This is a genomic window from Sutterella massiliensis (assembly GCF_016899755.1).
GTDB classification, from domain to species: Bacteria; Pseudomonadota; Gammaproteobacteria; order Burkholderiales; family Burkholderiaceae_F; genus Sutterella; species Sutterella massiliensis.
The window spans coordinates 47,200-64,325 of the sequence record NZ_JACJJC010000013.1; the positions used below are offsets into that span (position 1 = coordinate 47,200).

A 17,126-nucleotide genomic window follows, 5' to 3' on the forward strand; every position below is an offset into this window, starting at 1 on the left:
TGAGATCAGGCCGATTCGGCGAGCCCGGGGAGTACTTCAACGCCTGCGTTCGCAAGCAGCGTCGTAAGCTTCATGAGCGGGAGCCCGATGAGCGACGTCGGGTCGTCCGACTCCACGGAAGCCATGAGCGCGATGCCGAGCTTTTCGATCTTGGCGGCACCCGCACAGTCGAAGGGCTTTTCGCGGTCGACGTAGGCTTCGATCGTTTCGCGCTTCAGGCTGCGCATGCGAATCGTTGTCGGCGACAGGAGCTTCTCAGCGCGTCCTTCGGCGTCGATCACGCAAAGCGCCGTGTAGAAAACGACGACATTGCCCTGCATGGCCGTGAGCTGCTCGATCGCGCGTTCTCGAGTGTGGGGCTTGCCGAGCTTCGTGCCGTTCAAATCGGCTACCTGGTCGGATCCGATCACGACGCTGCCCGGGTGCTTTTCCCAGATGGCGTGCGCCTTCATTTCCGAGAGGCGCAGCGCCGTGTCCTTGGGCGTTTCGCCGGGGCGCGAGGATTCGTCAATATCTGGGCTCTCGGCGTCGTATTCGAGGCCAAGGCGGTCGAGGAGCTCGCGGCGGTAGCGCGAGCTTGAGGCGAGGATGAGTTTCTTCTGCATAATTCATCCATTCTAGCGGGATGCGCCGAGCGCGTGATTTTGGTCGGACGACCGCCCGATGCGCGGCGCTCGCACAAGTGAGCGCACGCGTCTTTCGCGCTAAACTGCGCGCGCAGTTTGAATCTACGAGCGCGCGGCGCGATAGCGAACCGCAAGCTCAACAATCCATGGAGACTCTTTCGATGGCGCTCATCATCGATATCTTCGATCTCGCACTCAAGGAAAAATCCGTCGAAGGCGAAGTCCCCGTCGGCGACATGCCCGAATTGCGCGCTTTTCTCGCGACCGACGCCGGCAGCGTCAGGTACGCGATCGAGGGCCGCGGCGAGCGGCGCGGGCGTCCCGCAGCCATGCTTTCGATCTGGGGCGAAGTCGAAATGCCCTGCGCGCGCTGCAATAAGCCCGTCGCGGTCGACATTGAATCCGAAGCCGTCTTCCTTTTCACGAAGACCGAGGCCGAAGCCAACGCCATGCCCGTGAGCGAAGACGAAGAGGACGAAGACGTCGTTGTCGGTTCGCGCAAGTTCAACGTTGACGCCTGGGTGCAGGAAGAGGCGATTTTGTCGCTGCCCGCCATGACTGTTCACGAAGACGGCTGCGAAGAGGACATGTGGGAAGACGAAGAACCCGAAGCGGTCGAAGAAAAAAAGCCCAATCCCTTTGCAGCGTTGGCCGGCATGAAATTCCGTAAGTAAGCAGCCGCTCGGCTCCTTTGCTGGCGCGCTCCGACTCAATTCGAAGCAAAAGGACGACATCGAGCCGGATGCCGTCCTTTTCTTATGGAAGCTTCGGATTCGTCGGGTGCCTGAAGTCTGTCTCAACTTCTTCGGGGGACCTCGTTGAGCGGCGAACCGTCAGAACTTGGTGTGAATGCCAAAGCCCGCAAATACGCGCGTGGCTACGTTCTGCGTCGTTGCGGTGTTGTCAAAGAGCCCCGAGCCGTCGCCGTAGCTCGCAATGGCGTAGAGCTGCGTACGCTTGGAAAGCGGATAGCAGTAGCGCGTTGCGTAGACCAAGCGGGTGCCGTCGGTGTCGTATTCATCGGCAACGTCTTCGCCCTGCCATTCGGCATGCGCGACCTTGAAGGAGGCGTGAATGGTGCCCGGTCCCAAGTGCGTAAAGCCGCCGATCGAGAAGGAATCGACGCGGAAGCCCTCATCGCTGCGTTGATTGAGGGTCTTGCCGTCGGCTCCCTTTTCGCTGCCGAAGAAGTCTGCTACCTGCAGAGAATTCGGGCCGCCGAAGACGCGCCGGCCGTTCTCAACGTGCTCGTAGGCAACGAGAACGCGGAAGTCGCCGAAATTTTTACCTGCACCGAGGAAGAAAATATGCGTGGGCTTGGCATCTTCACTTTGCGCTGCCGTCTTGCTGTTGGGCCAAGTCTGCATCTGCCAGATCGCAGAAAGCGAAAAGTCCGCGTGCTTATAGCCCGCAGCGAGCGCATAGATGTGAGAGTCCTTCGAAAAGCTGCCCGATTCTGACGTGACGCCGTTCGAATACATGCCAAGAAGCGTCAGGCCGCCGAGATCGCGGCTCTTGAAGACGATCGCGTTGTCGATGCAGGGCGAGTTGTCGAAGGCACCTAAAAGCGCAGCGTCTGCCGCATTCGATTGCATCGGATTCATGCCCATTGCCGCCCATTGCGCGTACGTGCCCGTTGAGCCCAAGAAGCCGCCCTGTCGGCCGAACGTGATTTCGCCGATTGACTTTGAGCCAATTGTGAGCGCCGATTCTCGGCTGAAGAAGTCGCTCGTGCTGTTGGCGTGGCCGTTGTTGATCTGGCCCGTGCCGTCGTCAAAGCCCGATTCAAGGACCACGCGCACGTACTTGTCTTCGTCGAGCTCTTCGACGACGCGGATGCCCCAGAGGGTTGAGACGTCGACGCCGCTATCCATCGTAAAGGTGGCGGGCGCACCCTTGCCGTCCTTGTAGATCAGACCATAATCCAACTGACCGTAGATCTGGACGTCTGACGCGACGGCACTCTGCGAAGCGAGGCCGCTCAAGGCGAGGAGGCCGGCCGCGAAGCCGAGGCCGAAGCGAGAGAGCTTGTGCTGCATGGTTTCTTCCTTTTTCGTTTGTATGCATGAGACATCTGCTGCGACGAAGAGAATCGGGAAAAGATCGGTTCGTGCAGCAAACGCTCTCAACTTTGAACGCTCCGGCCTCGGAAATAAAGTTTTCCGGTTTTCCGATTGCCGAAAATGGTCTTTGCTTATGGCGGAAAACGACGAGTAACAGCTATAGATAGCGAATGCAAGTACACACTTTCTTATTTCTTTTCGGGATACTCCGAATATGCGTGCGCAACGGTTTTCGAAAGACAAACGTCGGCGTTAGAGTGAAAACGGCGGGCGGTTTACACTTCATGCGTACGGCGTGCCGGTTGGTTTGCGGCGGCCGAGGCGAAACAGAAGAGCGGAACGAGGATGAAAGTCGGTCAGAATGGTGCGACATCGGCAACTGGCGGCATGGCTGTCGGGCTTCTCGCAGCGGTCTGCTTCGGGCATTTCCTCAATGACGGGATCGGTTCCATCATTCCTGCGGCGCTGCCGATTCTGCGCGACGCACACGGTCTTACCTTTGCCGAAGTGGGCCTCATCACGCTCATCGTGCAGATCACGAGTTCGCTCCTGCAGCCCGTTGTGGGTCTCGCGACCGACAGGCATCCGACCCGCTATGCGCTTGCGCTCGGGATGTGCTTCACGTTTGCGGGGCTCATTCTCTTGGGGCGCGCCGCGTCGTTCTCGGCGATTCTTCTCTCGGTCGCACTGATCGGGTGCGGTTCCGCGGTCTTTCATCCCGAGTCGGCGCGCATTGCGCAGTTCGCTTCTGGCGGAAGAAAGGGACTCGCACAGGCGATCTTCCAGGTTGGCGGCAACGCCGGCATGGCCGTGGGGCCTTTGGCCGCCGCCTTTGTCGTTGTCCCCTACGGACAGCCGAGCATAGCGTGGTTTGCGTCCATGGCGGCCTTTGCCGCGTGCCTTTTTGTCTGGGTCGGTCGCGAAGGTGTCGCGCTCGAATTGCGCGAGCGCATCTTCGCCAAGAAAACCGAGGAAAAGAAGGGAGCCGATTCGCCCGGTTTCGGACTCACGAAGCGCGGACTCATCGCGTTCTTTGCGATGCTTCTCATATTGATGTTCTCGAAGCAGGTCTACATCGCGACGCTTCAGAACTTCTTCACGTTCTACCTGATCGACACCTTCGGGCTCGACATAGACCGCGCGCAGTATGCGCTCTTTGGCTTCCTTGTGATGAGCGCGCTCGGAACCGTCGCGGGCGGTCCGCTCACGGACCGCTTCGGTCGGCGGATCGTCATTCTCTGGTCGATTCTCGGGGCCGCGCCTTTTGCGCTGGCGCTCCCCTGGGTCGGTCTCGCGGGTGTCATAGCGCTCGCGCTTACCGTTTCCTTCATCATGAGCTCGGCCTTCACGGCGATTCTAGTCTGGGCGCTCGATGCCGCCCCAGAGCGCGTCGGGATGGTTTCGGGACTCTTCTTCGGATTGAGCTTCGGCATGGGCGGGCTCGCGACTGCTGCCTTCGGTTACGCGGCCGACGTTTTCGGGCTGCACACGATGTTTGCTGCGGCGTCGCTTTTGCCGCTTGCGGGCTTCATCGCGTTTCTGTTGCCCGTGGACGGGACGCGAAAGCGGGCGTAGGAAAAAGAAGCGTTTCCCGCAGGAAAAAACAGCCGGCATTCTCCGGCAGTTTGCTACAGTCGATTTGCCGATCCGAACTTTTTGAGATTAAAAGCGAATCATGCAGAAACAAGCGCATTCCGGCAGTAGAAGCCGTCAAGTCGCTCGATTTGTCGAGTGGATGTCGCCCTGTGGCAAATTCGTTCTGGCGAGTGTCGGCGACGAGCTCCTCATGTGCGACTGGGCAGACGGCTGGCATCACGGAACCATCATGAGCCGTTTCGAGCGGCTTTTGCCCCTTTCGTTCGAAAGCGGAACGTCCCCGGTGATCGAGCGGGCGCTCGCAGAGCTTCGGGCCTATTTTAAAGGCGAGCGTAAAGCCTTCGATCTGCCGCTTCGCTATGTGGGTACCGAATTCCAGAGAGCCGTTTGGTCGGCGCTCGAGCGCGTTCCCTATGGTGAACTCGTGCGCTACGGCGATATTGCCGAGGCGATCGGACGCCCCAAAGCGGCGCGTGCCGTAGGCGCGGCGGTCGGTCAGAATCCTTTTTCAATCATCGTTCCCTGCCACCGCGTGATCGGGCGAGACGGCACGCTCGTCGGTTACGGGGGCGGCTACGATGCAAAGCGCCGGCTCCTTGCGCTTGAAATGGGCGTGCCCGAAAGTGAGCTGCCGTTCGAGAGCGGTGCGCAGCTGCATGCGGCAAGCCGCTTGGCGAAATAGGCAATCTCGAATCGGTCTATTTCGCGAAAAAAGGCCGCGCCGTTGCGCCTGGCGGCGCGGCCGATTTCGTACGGCCCGACAGTAAAAAATGTCAGGCCTGAGCGGCGCTTTCGCGCTTGAGCGGCGTGAAGTTTGACAGAACGCGTTTGACGAGTTCGATGCGCGCTTCGGGGCTCGCGGACGAACCGGCTACTCGAAGTTTTTCGGGGCCGGCCATCGTCGCGTTTTTGCTCGTCTGAAGAAAGCGTATGAGCGACATCGGGTCGATCGCAGGCTTCTTTTCGAACGTGATCACCAGCTGCTGAGGCCCGGCGTCAATGCGGCGGATGCCGAGCATTTCGGCGCGCAGACGAAGCTTATGCACTTCAATGAGACGCTTCGCGGGGTCGGGCAGTTTGCCGTAGCAGTCGACGAGGGCTTCAGTCGTCTTTTCAATCTGATAGCGGTCCTCCGCTGAAGCGAATTCCTTATAAAACGCCAGGCGCTGAGAGACATCGGAGACGTAGGCCGAGGGCAGAAGTGCCGGCGCATGGACGTTGATATCGGCAGTCGTGCCGAGCGGACTCTCGAGATCGGGGGATTCCCCTCGGCGCAGGGCTTTTACAGCCTGCATGAGCATTCGGTTATAAATTTCGTAGCCCACTTCGGCGATCTCGCCGCTCTGGTGCTCGCCGAGCACTTCGCCCGCGCCGCGGATTTCAAGGTCGTGCATGGCGAGATAAAAGCCCGAGCCGAGCTCTTCGAGCGATTGAATGGCATCAAGGCGCTTTTGCGCGTCCTTCGTGAAGGCGCCGTCAGGGGGCGTCAGGAGATACGCATAGGCCTGATGGTGCGAGCGGCCCACGCGGCCGCGCAGCTGGTGGAGCTGCGCGAGCCCGAACTTGTCGGCGCGCTCGATGATGATCGTGTTCGCGCTCGGAATGTCGATGCCCGTTTCGATAATCGTCGTGCAAAGGAGCACGTTGTAGCGCTGCTGGTAGAACTCGCGCATCACATGCTCAAGTTCGCGCTCGTGCATCTGACCGTGGGCGACCGCGATTCTAGCTTCGGGCAGAAGCTTCTCAAGATGCGCGCGGCAGTTTTCAATCGTTTCGACTTCGTTGTGGAGGTAGTAGACCTGCCCGCCGCGCTTCAATTCGCGCAGCACCGCTTCGCGGATCGTGCCGTCCTGCGCCGCCTGCACGAAAGTTTTGACGGAAAGGCGTCGCTCGGGCGCCGTCGCGATGACGGAAAAGTCGCGGATGCCTTCGAGGCTCATGGAGAGCGTTCTCGGAATGGGAGTCGCCGTGAGCGTGAGTACGTCGACTTCGGCACGGATTTTTCGCAGCGTCTCCTTTTGGCGAACCCCGAAGCGGTGCTCTTCGTCGATGATGACGAGGCCGAGGTTTTTGAAAGTGACCTTGTCGGACAAGAGCTTGTGCGTGCCGATCACGATGTCGACGCCGCCCGCGGCGAGGTTTTCGATTGTTTTCTTGGTCTCCTTTGTCGTGCGGAAGCGCGAAAGTTCGGAGACGGTAACGGGCCAGTCGGCGAAACGGTCCTTGAAGGTTGCGGCGTGCTGTTCGGCCAAAAGGGTCGTGGGGCAAAGGACCGCGACCTGCTTGCCGCTCATCACGGCGATGAAGGCCGCACGAAGCGCGACTTCCGTTTTGCCGAATCCGACGTCGCCGCAGACGAGGCGGTCCATGGCTTTGCCTGATGTCATGTCGGCGATGACGGCCTCGATCGCCGCACGCTGGTCCGGCGTTTCCTCAAAGGCGAAGCCCTCTCGGAAGCGCTCGTAGTCGGCGGCGTCAATCTTGAAGTGGATCCCCTCGCGCGTCTTGCGAAGCGCATAGAGGTTGAGAAGTTCCGCTGCCGTATCGCGCACTTCTTCGGCCGCCTTGCGCTTGGCTTTTTCCCAGTCGCCTCGCCCGAGTGCGTGCAAGGGCGCGTGTTCGGGGTCCGAGCCCGCGTAGCGGCTGATCAACTGCAGATTCGTGATCGGTACGAAGAGCTTGGCGTTGTTTTTGTATTCAATCTCAAGGAACTCGACTTCGCCTTCCGGCGTATCCATGTGCACGAGCCCGCGGTAGCGGCCGATGCCGTGATCCATGTGCACGACCGCGTCGCCGACCTTCAGTTCGGCGACGTCTCGCACCATCATTTCGAGCGTGCTCGCGTGACGCACGCGGCGGATGCGCTGTCGACGCGGACTCGCCGCATAGAGTTCCGTTTCCGTGAGGATGACGACTTTGGGTTCTTCAAAGACGGCGCCCGCGTAGAGCGGCCCCGCGGTCATGCCGATGCGGGCGTCGACTTCCGGTGCGTCTTCGTCGGCCAAGAATTGCGCCCAGTTTTCATAAGCGCGGAACTTCAGGCCCCCCGCCTTGAAGAGCTCGGACATCGTTTCCATGCGCCCGGGCGACGAAGCAACGATGAGAACGCGCGTCTTCAGTGCGCGTGCTTTGTCGGCGTATTCGAGAAGCTTCGCGATCGGGTTCTTGTTTTTGCGGTCGACCGCGACGTCCGTGAGCATCGCGGCACCGGCTTCGTCGGACGTGCGAAGGACGGAAAAACGCGCGAACTTGTTGAGGCTCACGAAGAAGTCTTCGGGGGTAAGCCAAAGCTCTTCGGGCTTGAGCGGCGGGCGTACAGGGTCGGTCGCGAGCACCTTTTCTCGCGAAGCCATGTCCTTCATGAAGGCGTGAAGCGCTTTCTCGACGTCGCCCACGAGCACCACCTTGGCCGATTCGGGGAGGTAGTCGGCGAGCGTCGCCGTTTCGTCAAAGAAAAGCGGCAGGTAGTACTCGATTCCGGGGCTCAGAATGCCTTGTTCGGCATCTTTGTAGACGAGGCTCTTTTTCGGGTCCGAGGGAAAGCGCGTGCGCCAGCGCTGCCGAAAAACGAGCATCGATTCGGGGTCGACGGGGAATTCGTGACCGGGCAGCAGGCGAATTTCTTCAACCGACTCCATCGAGCGCTGCGTTTCGACGTCAAACCAGCGGATCTCGTCGATTTCGTCGTCAAAGAGGTCGAGTCGGAAGGGCTTTTCCGAGCCCATCGGAAAAACGTCGACGATGCTGCCGCGCACGGCGAATTCGCCGGCGGCGAGCACCTGCTTCACGGCGGCGTAGCCCGCCTGCACGAGGTTTTCACGGAGCTTCTCGATCGAAATGCGCTCGCCCTTTTTGAAGAAGAACGTGTTTGCGCCGATGTAGGCAACGGGCGCGAGGCGCTGCGAGGCGGTGACGGCGGAGGCAAGAAGTACGTCCGCGCCGCCCGAGGGCGTTGTGAGGCGGTAGAGCGTTTCGAGACGCTCGCTCACGAGCTCCTCCTGGGGCGAGAGCACGTCGTAGGGGAGCGTTTCCCAGTCGGGCATCGGCCGCACGTCGAGACTCGGCTCGAACCAGGGCATTTCCTGCGCAAGCCGGTGCACGTCCGCGGGATCGGCACAGATGACGACAAAGCGCTCGCCGCGCGAATGGGCGGCAACGGCTGCCTGGGCAAGGGCCGCTGCGTCGGCGCGCGACGCAGGAAGCGGCACGCGCAGGCGTTCGCCAGGACGGGATTTCGAAAAATCGATACTGAAAAGGCGCTTGAGGTCGCTGGCCATCTCTGATTACTCGGTTCGGTCTCGGAAAAAGTCGGCCTCATTCTGCCACACCGCCCGCCCGGGGCGCGGCGATCGCGTCCGCAAGCGGGCTGCGGATTCGGCGACGTCGGGGACCGTGATCGTTGGAAGCACGTACCGAGTAGTCCGAAAACCGAATTCGCGAATACTCTGATAGTCTTACTCGTTTCTACGAACTTAATTCAAGGCGCTCGATCGGTATTTTTGAACTGTTTCGGCGTCCGACCGAGCGCTTTGAAGCTTTTTGCATGCCTACCGGCGTACGAATAACAACAACCCAATGAACGCGCTATCCGCTCTGAGTTTTTCGCAGCGGCTGCTTGTCGGCCTCACGCTGTTTTCCATGTTTTTCGGTGCAGGGAATCTGATTTTCCCGCCGTTTCTCGGCGCGCAGGCGGGCACCGACATGCCTGCCGCGCTTGCGGGCTTTCTTGTGACGGCCGTGGGCTTCCCGATTCTCGGCGTCATGGCCGTCGCGGAGTCGGGCGGCCTCACGTCGCTTGCGTCGCGCGTGAACGCGCGCTTTGCGTTTCTCTTTACGCTCCTCATCTACCTTTCGATCGGGCCGTGTCTCGCGATTCCGCGTACGGCAAGTACGTCCTTTGAAATGGTGATGCGCCCCGCGCTCGAGAGCGCGGGGCTGCTCGAAGCGTCCTTCGGCGGGTTCGGCGCGCTCGTGATTGCGCAGTTCGTCTACTCGGTGCTCTTCTTCCTTGTGGCGTACTTCGTGGCGCTCAATCCCGAGAAGCTCACGCAGCGCTTGGGAAAGTACCTTTGTCCCGCGCTGATCGTTCTCATCTTCGTGCTCTTCTTGGGGATCCTCTTTCATCCGTTGGGTGAGGCGGCGGCGCCCGGCAGCGCCTACGTGCACGGCGCCTTTGCGACGGGCTTTATCGAGGGCTACCAGACGATGGATACGATCGCGGCCCTCAACTTCGGGCTCGTGATCGCGATGAACATTCGCGCTTTTGGCATCAAGAGCGAAGGCGCGGTTGTGAAGGAAACGGTCCTCGCGGGTGCGATTGCCGCCTGCGTTTTCTTTGCGGTCTACGGCGCGCTCGCTTATATCGGCGCGCAGGCGGGGGGCGCCTATTCGGGCATGGAAAACGGCGCGCAGACCCTCACGCTCGTCGCCGCCGACCTTTTCGGGCCGGTGGGCACCGTGCTTATGGGCCTTATTTTCTTCATCGCTTGTCTTAACACCTGTGTCGGCCTCATCTCCTGCTGCTCGAACTACTTCAGCGAAACCTTCCCCGTGCTCGACTATCGCGGCTGGGCCAAGGTCTTTGCTTTTGCGAGCATGGTGATTGCAAACGCCGGCCTCACGCTCATTTTGAAGTTCTCGGTGCCGCTCCTCGTTGCGATCTATCCGGTCGCAATCGTGCTGATTGTCTTGGGGCTCCTTTCGCTCGCTTCGAGGCGCCTCCTCACGCTCCGAGCGTTCTATCCCGCGACGATCGTCATGACGGGGATTTTCTCCGTGCTGGCCGGCATTGAAGCCTTCGGCATTCGTGTGCCCGTCCTTTCGGACTTTGCCGATACGCTCCCCTTTACCGAAAACGGTCTCGAATGGATGCTCCCCGCGCTGATCGGGGCGATTCTCGGCGCCGCGCTCTCTGCGGTTCTTCCCAAGAAGTCATACGAAAATTAATCAAAAGCGTTCAACACACCCCGATTTCGGTTGAACGCTCTCGCATTTTTGGCAAATTCGCGCGCATGGCGTAGGATGAAGTGAAGACCACCCCGCATTCAGACGGAGGCCGTCATGCTTCGAGACTACCGCTGTGCGCGCTACGCCGTTCGACTCAAAGAACTGGCGCATTTCGTCCGACTTCCGCGATGTCTGGACGACAGGGTAGTGTCGTCGCTCGCAAGCGACTATGCCGACCGAACGCTGCCGACTTTGGGCGAGCGGTTTGCCAAGAGCGAACCGGGCGAACTCACAGCCGCTTCGGGCGAACCTGCTCCGATGAGCGTCTGGGAAGAAGATGCGGCGCTTTTGAAAGGGCTTCTCAAACACTATCATTTGCGGCCCACGATGGACATGGCAATGACGCTCTACACTGCCACGCTCTGTCGCCACGCCGGCATGAGCGCCTGCGAAGAGTCGAACGTCGCGCAGCGCATGGCGCTCCCCGAGGGGAAATCCTTGGGCGACCTCCTTGTTGCTTTCGTCTACGGCGACATTCCGGAAGCGGAGGCTTAACAAGTTGAAGCGAAAAACGAAAAACCCGCCGTCGGTTGAACCGAGGCGGGTTTTCTTCAGCTAAGCAGGTATCGCGTCAAGCGCGAAGCGCGTACTTAGAAGCGGTACTGCAGCTGCGTACCGAGGAGGTAGGCGTCGAGCTTGCGGAAGCGGCCGACCTTTTCGTTGCTACCTTCAGCTGCATAGAGGTTGCGTTCGTGCACGCCGTGGAGGTGAGCGAACGAAACATCCCAAATGAGCTGGTCAGTAAGCTTGAAGGATGAACCGACGGCAAACCACCAGCGGTCGGCATCAGGAATGATGGCGGTACGGTAGGACGGATCGGAAATCGGCGAGGATTCATAAGCGATACCGCCGCGCAGCGTCCACCAGTCGGTGAGCCGAAGGTCGGCGCCTAGTGAGCCGAGGTATGTGTCCTTCCACTTGTTGGTGACGGTGGCCATCGTGGTACCGTTGCCTTCGATGTCAAGCTTGTCGAAGCTCGACCAATCGGTCCAGCGGAACGAAGCGTAGAGACTCAGGAGGTCGTTGACGTCCCACGCAACGGAGGCCATGGCCCAAGCCGGCGCGGAAACCGTAGCGGCACCGTCCATCGTGCCTAGGCTCTGGCTGATGGCACCGCTGATGATGGAACCGAGTGCCGACTCCTGCCAGTTCCCGGGAACAACTCCCTGCAATCCATTGACTTTCAGGTCGCCATCCGCATCATGCGTGATTTCGGAACGATACGACAGGCCGACGCGGAAGTTCTGAACAGGGCTCCACATCACGCCGATGTTCCAGCCCCAAGCCCAGCTATCGGCATCAATCTCAGACTGAGCGGAACCATCTTTGACGGCATTCCCAATCTCCTGAATTTGCTTAATTGCCGCGGCATCCTGATTTTTAATTGCCTCTGCCAGCGCATTGTTGAGCGCGCTGTTGGCCTGTTGGCCTGGCGTCGTGTCGCTCAAGTTCATGCGCATCTTGAGGTCAGCAGAAGCGTACTGCAGCGAAACGCCGGCACCGATCGAGAGCTTTTCAGAAACCTTCCAAGCGACGCTTGGGTTGAAGTCGAGCGTGAGAATGGTTGCCTTGATGCCGCGGCGGCTCTGGTTCCAATCGCTGTCGTAATCCGTGCCCATACCGAAAGGAACGGTCATCGAGAAGCCGACCCAAGTCGAGTCGTTGATCTGATGCGTGATGTGGCCGTGCGGAATGGCCTGCGGGTGGAAGCGGCCGTTGGCTGTTTCGCCATCCTTCCCAGCGTAGTCAAGATTGAGGCCGATGCCGACGAAACCCGCCTGAATGTTCGTGCCCGGGTGCAGCGTCATCGTGGCGGGGTTGTAGTAAACGCCGGCAACGTCCGTGCCGTCAACGCCGACACCGGCGTAGGCACGGCCGAGGGAACCGGCCGTCTGTTCGGTCAGCATGAAGCCCGCCGCATGGGCCGTCGAGGCAAAGGCGCCGGCAACGGCGAAGGCGGCAGCTGCAATCTTGAAAGTCGTGGAGGAACTCACGATGTCTCCTTGAGAGCAAATCTACGGATATTTAGGGAAAAAATGAGAGCGGCGCCCGAGGCGCCGACACAATGGAAACGCATTTTGTAAAAGAAATGTGTCGATAAACAAACGAAAATTTAGGTAAAAACCCTATAGTTTGCATTCGGATCAGTTAAACGGATGAAGCGTATTAGCCAACTGAAACGTCGTAGGAACAGCTGAAAACAGGGCATTTCGTTTGGGATTTCAATGCTTGACAAAGCTTTTTATTTGCTATCTGGCAAAAGTTGGCTAATCCAAGAAAATCTCGAGGTTATCCGTTCAGCCATGAAAAAACGCCGCCCCGGCGTGCGGAGCGGCGTCTTTGAGGGTTGCTTGAGATCGGGCGAACGGTCAGAGACCTTCGTGACCTTCTCTATGCATTTTGTCGATCACGGCCATCACGAGGGCGGAGAGCACAAACGTGAGGTGAATGACGACGTACCAGATGAGTTTGTCGTTTGCAACCTCCTGGATCTCCATGAAGATGCGAAGGAGGTGAATCGACGAAATGGCAACGATCGAAGCGGCGACCTTGTTCTTAAGGGACCCCGTGTCGAGCTTGCCGAGCCAGGCGAGCTTTTCAGTGTTCTTGGCAATATCCAAGGACGAAACGAAGTTTTCGTAGCCCGAGAACATCACCATTACGATAAGACCGCCTACAAGCCCCATGTCAATCATGGAGAGCACCGCGAGAATCAGGTCTGATTCGGAGAGCTCGAAGACGTGCGGCAGGATGTGAAAGGCTTCCTGAAAGAACTTGCAGGCGAGCGCGATAAGTGCAAGCGACATGCCGATGTAGATCGGCGCAAGCACCCAGCGCATGCAGTACATGAGGCGCTCGAAGATTTTTTCCATTTTTTATCGGTTCCGGGTCGGAGGAGAAGACGGAAGGGAGATGTCGGTGCCGGTGTCAGGGAGGCGCCAGCGGCGCGCAGCGACTGGTACCGAAGAATTGCGCGAATTTTATCGAATGGATTGGTTTGATAGTCTTAAAAAACCGGAAAAATTTGAAAGTTTTGCCCCGAAGAGCGTTTGTTGTGTCTCAATTGGCGGGGACGATTTCGACGACGCCCTTTTGGATCATGCCGCAGGGCATCCAGGCGAGTTTTGCTTTTCTGAGTCCGGGAATTCCGATGTCTTCTTCGCGATTGAGGAACACGACGTCTTCTGGGAGTGATTTCGCAAAGGCGCTCGAGAGCGCCGGATAGGCGCCTGTTACGTCGCGTCGGGCTTTTTCGATGTGAACGGCAAAGATGTCTTTGGCGACGAGCGTGCCGTAGGTGAAGCCGTCGACGCGCCCCTCGCTCATGAGAAGACCGCCCGAGAGGTTGAGCGCCTCTCGATGCTCGAGCGCCGTTTCAATCGCTGCGCGCTCTTCGAGGAGGCTCTTCGTCATCTCACCTTCGGCTTCGTACCACTCGGCGAGGAACGCTTTGAGAAGCTGCATCGTTTCGTCGCTCAGGGGTACAAACGTCGCATTGGGGTTCGCCGCATGGTAGCGGCGCGTAAAGTTGCGCTTTTTCGCCATCGGCCGGCCTTCGAGCGTCGCGAAGGTATCACGGCGATAAAGATAGTCCCAGCCCGCGGAGGCGCTTGTGACGACAAAGCTTCGTTCGGGCATGAGCTTCTGCACCCAGAGAAGGAGTTCCGGCACGCTTCCGTAAAGGCGCAGGGATTCGCCTTCCTCTGAAAGAGCGGCTTCAATTTCGTGGATAAGGTCGACGCCAACGCAACAGCCGATCGGAAACTGCAGTACGGGTTCCTCAAAGCCTTCGGCGCGCCATTTGACGAGCAGGTGATTGTGAAGTTCACATAGCTCGGTGCCTCGTTCGGGACCTCGCGTCAGAAGCGACGCAATCGAGAGGTTGCAGTCGCCGTTACCGTAAAAGGGCAGGTATTTTCTGAGAAGCGGGAGGTCGTTGAAGGAGATGGCGTGAAAGGGAAGCGGCATGGGAACGTGTCGGAGTCTGGCGAAAGCATCGAAGCGGCATGGGGCCGGACGCAAAAACGTCCGCGGACGCGGCAGCGGGCGAGCGTTCTCGGTCCCGGCTGCGCAGCAACGGACGAATTCGGACGAATGGTTTGCGCATTCAATCGATGCGGATTATTTGATAGGCGAATTTTAGCATGCCGCCTTCGCGGCTTCTCCGTATAGACTTTCCGAGGAGCGCCGTGTGCGGCGCTTCGGCAAAGAAGAAAACGTAATAGTGCGGAAAAACGAATGACGGATATGGCAGACGAAATCACGGCGTGCAAGTGTTCCGGGCAAGACACACAAGCGAAACCCGAGGCGCCTGGGCGCTTCCACATTGCTGCGCTCGTCTGCGCGGCGGGCGTGGGTGCGCGCATGGGGCTCGGTCACCCCAAGCAGTACATGCGCATTGCGGGTGAACCGATGCTTCTTCTCACACTTCGCGCGCTCGCGCGCGTGCCGCGCATCGAGTCGATTCACGTCGTCGTGAGTCCCGACGATCCGTACATCGATGGCATCGCCGATCGATTTCCGAGGAATGTCGTCCTGCACCGCGCGGGCGGCGCCGAGCGCGCCGAATCCGTGCGAAACGGTCTTTTGGCGGCGAATTTCGATCGGGAAAATTGGGTGCTTGTGCACGATGCGGCGCGCCCGTGCGTGAAGGCTTCCGAAATCGATCGGCTCCTCGATCAAGTGCTCGCCGACGAAAGCGTCGCGGGCGGCATTCTCGCGCTTCCAATGGCCGACACCGTGAAGCGCGTCGATGCGCGTCACCGCATCGTTGAAACGGTGCCTCGAAAGGAACTCTGGCGTGCGGCCACGCCGCAGCTCTTTCGTGCGGGCGTTCTTATTGAAGCGCTCGACGGAAGCCTCGAGGGCATTACCGACGAAGCGAGCGCCGTCGAGCGGCTCGGTCTTCCCGTTAAAGTTGTTGCAGGGCGCGCCACCAATATCAAAGTCACGAACCCCGGCGACGAGCGTGTTGCCGAACTGATTCTCGGAGAAGAACACATGGTGCCGTTTCGCGTGGGCCAAGGCTACGATTCCCACCGCCTCGTTGAGGGCCGTCCTCTGATTCTGGGCGGGGTTGAAATTCCGTTTGAAAAAGGGCTTGACGGTCATTCGGACGCCGATGTGCTCCTTCACGCCGTCACCGACGCCGTTCTGGGGGCTGCCGCCTTGGGCGATATCGGTCAGCACTTTCCGCCCTCGGATCCGAAGTGGAAGGGGGCTGACAGCGGCAAGCTTCTTGCCGCTATTGTCGAGCTTGTACATTCGCGCGGATGGACCGTGGTGAACCTTGACGCTACGATCGTCGCCGAGCGCCCGAAGATCGGACCGCACATGCCTGCGATCCGCCGCTCGGTGGCCGCGCTCTTGGGCGTGGGCGAAGACGTTGTGAACGTCAAAGCGAAGACGAACGAAAAGATGGATGATGTCGGCCGAGAAGCGGGCATGATGGCGCATGCTGTCGTGCTACTCGCGCGATCGAACGGCTGACCTCTTCCTGTGAGCTGCACGGCTGCCGCCGATGATTCAGTCGAACGGATACGTGTCCGTAACGAAAGCTTCCGTGCGGTAGCGGCCGGGCGTCATGCCGAAAACGCGCTTGAAGGCGGCAATAAAGGCCGAAGGCGTTTCGTAGCCCAACGCCTGAGCGACCGTTTCGGTCGTGTCGCCTTCGAGAAGCCGCCTTGTTGCCGTGAGCATCAAAAGGCGCAGCCGCCATTGCCCGAAGCTCATGCCGGTTTCCCGAACGACAAGCCGCGAAAAATTCCGCTCGCTCATCTCGATGGAATTAGCCCATTGCGCAACCGTCCAGCCGAGCGCCGAATGCTCGACAATTTTTTCTGCGACATGGAAGAGCTGCGGGTTGGAAGGCAGGGGCGCAAAGTTGAGCGGCAGCTGCGGCGCGAGCTCGATTTCTTCAAGGAGGACGCGAGCGAGCCGGCCCGTGTGACTTTGCGCGGAAAAAGGGTTGCGGATCTGCGTGAAGTGCCGCACCATCGCAAGCATCATGGGCGTCAGCATGATTCGGAATGGTTCATTCGGCAGCTCGGCGGACCACTCCGGCGATATGTGCAGGTAGAGCGACTTGGAGTTCGGGCCGATGAAGCCTTCATGGGCGAGACCGGGCGGCGTCCAGATGGCGCTTGCGGGCGGAAGCGCGATGCGCCAATGCTCCGATGCGAGGCCGACAACGCCGAGCACGGAAACGACAAGCTGTCCTGTGCAATGGGAGTGCAGCTTGGGCGGCCGCGAGAGTTCGCCGAATCGATCGACGCGCGCAGCCTGCATGATGATGTTGGGGTCGTCGGGATCAAAGCCGACGGGCCACTCGGTCGGATGAAAAGGCTGCGCCATGGTTTGTTCCAAACAAAGCATCGGCGGACCCGAAGGCTTGCTGCGAGTCCGCCTGTTGTTTCACCAACCTGCCGCACAGACGAAGCGGGGCGGCAGGCGACGTTCTTAAAGCCGGTCAGGGCACGTCAAACTTGATGTTGTGGCAGCTTGCGCACATGTTGACGCTCTTTTGGTGACCACGATGGCATTCCGTGCAGTTGAGGCCGACCAAATGGTTGTAATGCGGGTTCGGGTCAAGCTTGGCCGTGCGCTTGGCGACTTCGTCAAGCGACTTGTGACAGGTATTGCATTGTGCCGTTTCGACGGTTGCACCGGCTTGCGGCGTCTTGACGCCGTGGCAGGCTTCGCAGGCGACGCCGCGTTCGACGTGACGGTCGGCAAGGAAGTGCGTGCCGCCCTGGGCGGCAAGTGCTGCCTGCGCGCCGATCGAAAGCGCGATGGAGAGAACGCTCGCGCAGAAGAGATGACGAATTTGCATGTT

At 59.6% G+C, this 17,126-nt stretch carries 14 protein-coding genes; 6 read left to right on the top strand and 8 right to left on the bottom strand.

Annotated elements, in window-relative coordinates:
* Positions 1-5 precede the first annotated feature (5 nt).
* Complete coding sequence (locus tag H6A60_RS08545; RefSeq protein ID WP_205103474.1) at positions 6-605, bottom strand: Maf family protein; 600 nt, start codon at positions 603-605, stop codon at positions 6-8.
* Between the two features lie 167 nt (positions 606-772).
* Between H6A60_RS08545 and H6A60_RS08550 the strand changes: the two genes are divergently transcribed.
* On the top strand, positions 773-1,300 hold the full coding sequence (locus H6A60_RS08550) for a YceD family protein (protein WP_239477670.1): 528 nt from the start codon (positions 773-775) through the stop codon (positions 1,298-1,300).
* A gap of 159 nt (positions 1,301-1,459) precedes the next feature.
* Here H6A60_RS08550 and H6A60_RS08555 read toward each other — a convergent pair whose 3' ends face one another.
* The gene (locus H6A60_RS08555; RefSeq protein ID WP_205103476.1) at positions 1,460-2,665 is read right to left on the bottom strand and encodes a porin; all 1,206 of its coding nucleotides are present in this window, start codon (positions 2,663-2,665) and stop codon (positions 1,460-1,462) included.
* 369 nt (positions 2,666-3,034) lie between these two features.
* On the opposite strand from H6A60_RS08555, the gene H6A60_RS08560 reads away from it, so the two are divergent.
* The gene (locus H6A60_RS08560; protein WP_205103478.1) at positions 3,035-4,264 is read left to right on the top strand and encodes an MFS transporter; all 1,230 of its coding nucleotides are present in this window, start codon (positions 3,035-3,037) and stop codon (positions 4,262-4,264) included.
* A gap of 100 nt (positions 4,265-4,364) precedes the next feature.
* Entirely contained in the window at positions 4,365-4,967 is a 603-nt protein-coding gene (locus H6A60_RS08565) for a methylated-DNA--[protein]-cysteine S-methyltransferase (RefSeq protein ID WP_239477671.1), read from the top strand.
* A 91-nt stretch (positions 4,968-5,058) separates the two neighbouring features.
* On the opposite strand, the gene mfd is transcribed toward H6A60_RS08565, so the two are convergent.
* The gene (mfd, locus tag H6A60_RS08570; RefSeq protein ID WP_205103480.1) at positions 5,059-8,562 is read right to left on the bottom strand and encodes a transcription-repair coupling factor; all 3,504 of its coding nucleotides are present in this window, start codon (positions 8,560-8,562) and stop codon (positions 5,059-5,061) included.
* A gap of 298 nt (positions 8,563-8,860) precedes the next feature.
* Between mfd and brnQ the strand changes: the two genes are divergently transcribed.
* Positions 8,861-10,231: a branched-chain amino acid transport system II carrier protein gene (gene brnQ / locus H6A60_RS08575; RefSeq protein WP_205103482.1), complete on the top strand. Its 1,371-nt coding sequence runs from the start codon at positions 8,861-8,863 to the stop codon at positions 10,229-10,231.
* 114 nt (positions 10,232-10,345) lie between these two features.
* Positions 10,346-10,786, top strand: a complete 441-nt coding sequence (locus H6A60_RS08580; RefSeq protein ID WP_205103484.1) for a hypothetical protein — start codon at positions 10,346-10,348, stop codon at positions 10,784-10,786.
* A gap of 95 nt (positions 10,787-10,881) precedes the next feature.
* Here H6A60_RS08580 and H6A60_RS08585 read toward each other — a convergent pair whose 3' ends face one another.
* The 3 genes from H6A60_RS08585 to H6A60_RS08595 form a co-directional block, all read right to left on the bottom strand.
* Entirely contained in the window at positions 10,882-12,285 is a 1,404-nt protein-coding gene (locus H6A60_RS08585; RefSeq protein ID WP_338054855.1) for an OmpP1/FadL family transporter, read from the bottom strand.
* A gap of 375 nt (positions 12,286-12,660) precedes the next feature.
* Positions 12,661-13,164 carry a TIGR00645 family protein gene (locus tag H6A60_RS08590; protein WP_205103486.1) on the bottom strand — a complete coding sequence of 168 codons (504 nt, stop codon included), beginning with the start codon at positions 13,162-13,164 and terminating at the stop codon, positions 12,661-12,663.
* 187 nt (positions 13,165-13,351) lie between these two features.
* A complete protein-coding gene (locus H6A60_RS08595; protein ID WP_205103488.1) occupies positions 13,352-14,260 on the bottom strand; it encodes a DUF2156 domain-containing protein in 909 nt (302 codons plus the stop codon).
* Between the two features lie 270 nt (positions 14,261-14,530).
* On the opposite strand from H6A60_RS08595, the gene ispD reads away from it, so the two are divergent.
* On the top strand, positions 14,531-15,781 hold the full coding sequence (ispD, locus tag H6A60_RS08600; RefSeq protein WP_239477672.1) for a 2-C-methyl-D-erythritol 4-phosphate cytidylyltransferase: 1,251 nt from the start codon (positions 14,531-14,533) through the stop codon (positions 15,779-15,781).
* A gap of 36 nt (positions 15,782-15,817) precedes the next feature.
* Here ispD and H6A60_RS08605 read toward each other — a convergent pair whose 3' ends face one another.
* Complete coding sequence (locus H6A60_RS08605) at positions 15,818-16,645, bottom strand: helix-turn-helix transcriptional regulator (RefSeq protein ID WP_205103491.1); 828 nt, start codon at positions 16,643-16,645, stop codon at positions 15,818-15,820.
* Positions 16,646-16,760: 115 nt separating this feature from the next.
* Entirely contained in the window at positions 16,761-17,123 is a 363-nt protein-coding gene (locus H6A60_RS08610; protein ID WP_205103493.1) for a cytochrome c3 family protein, read from the bottom strand.
* Positions 17,124-17,126: the final 3 nt, after the last annotated feature.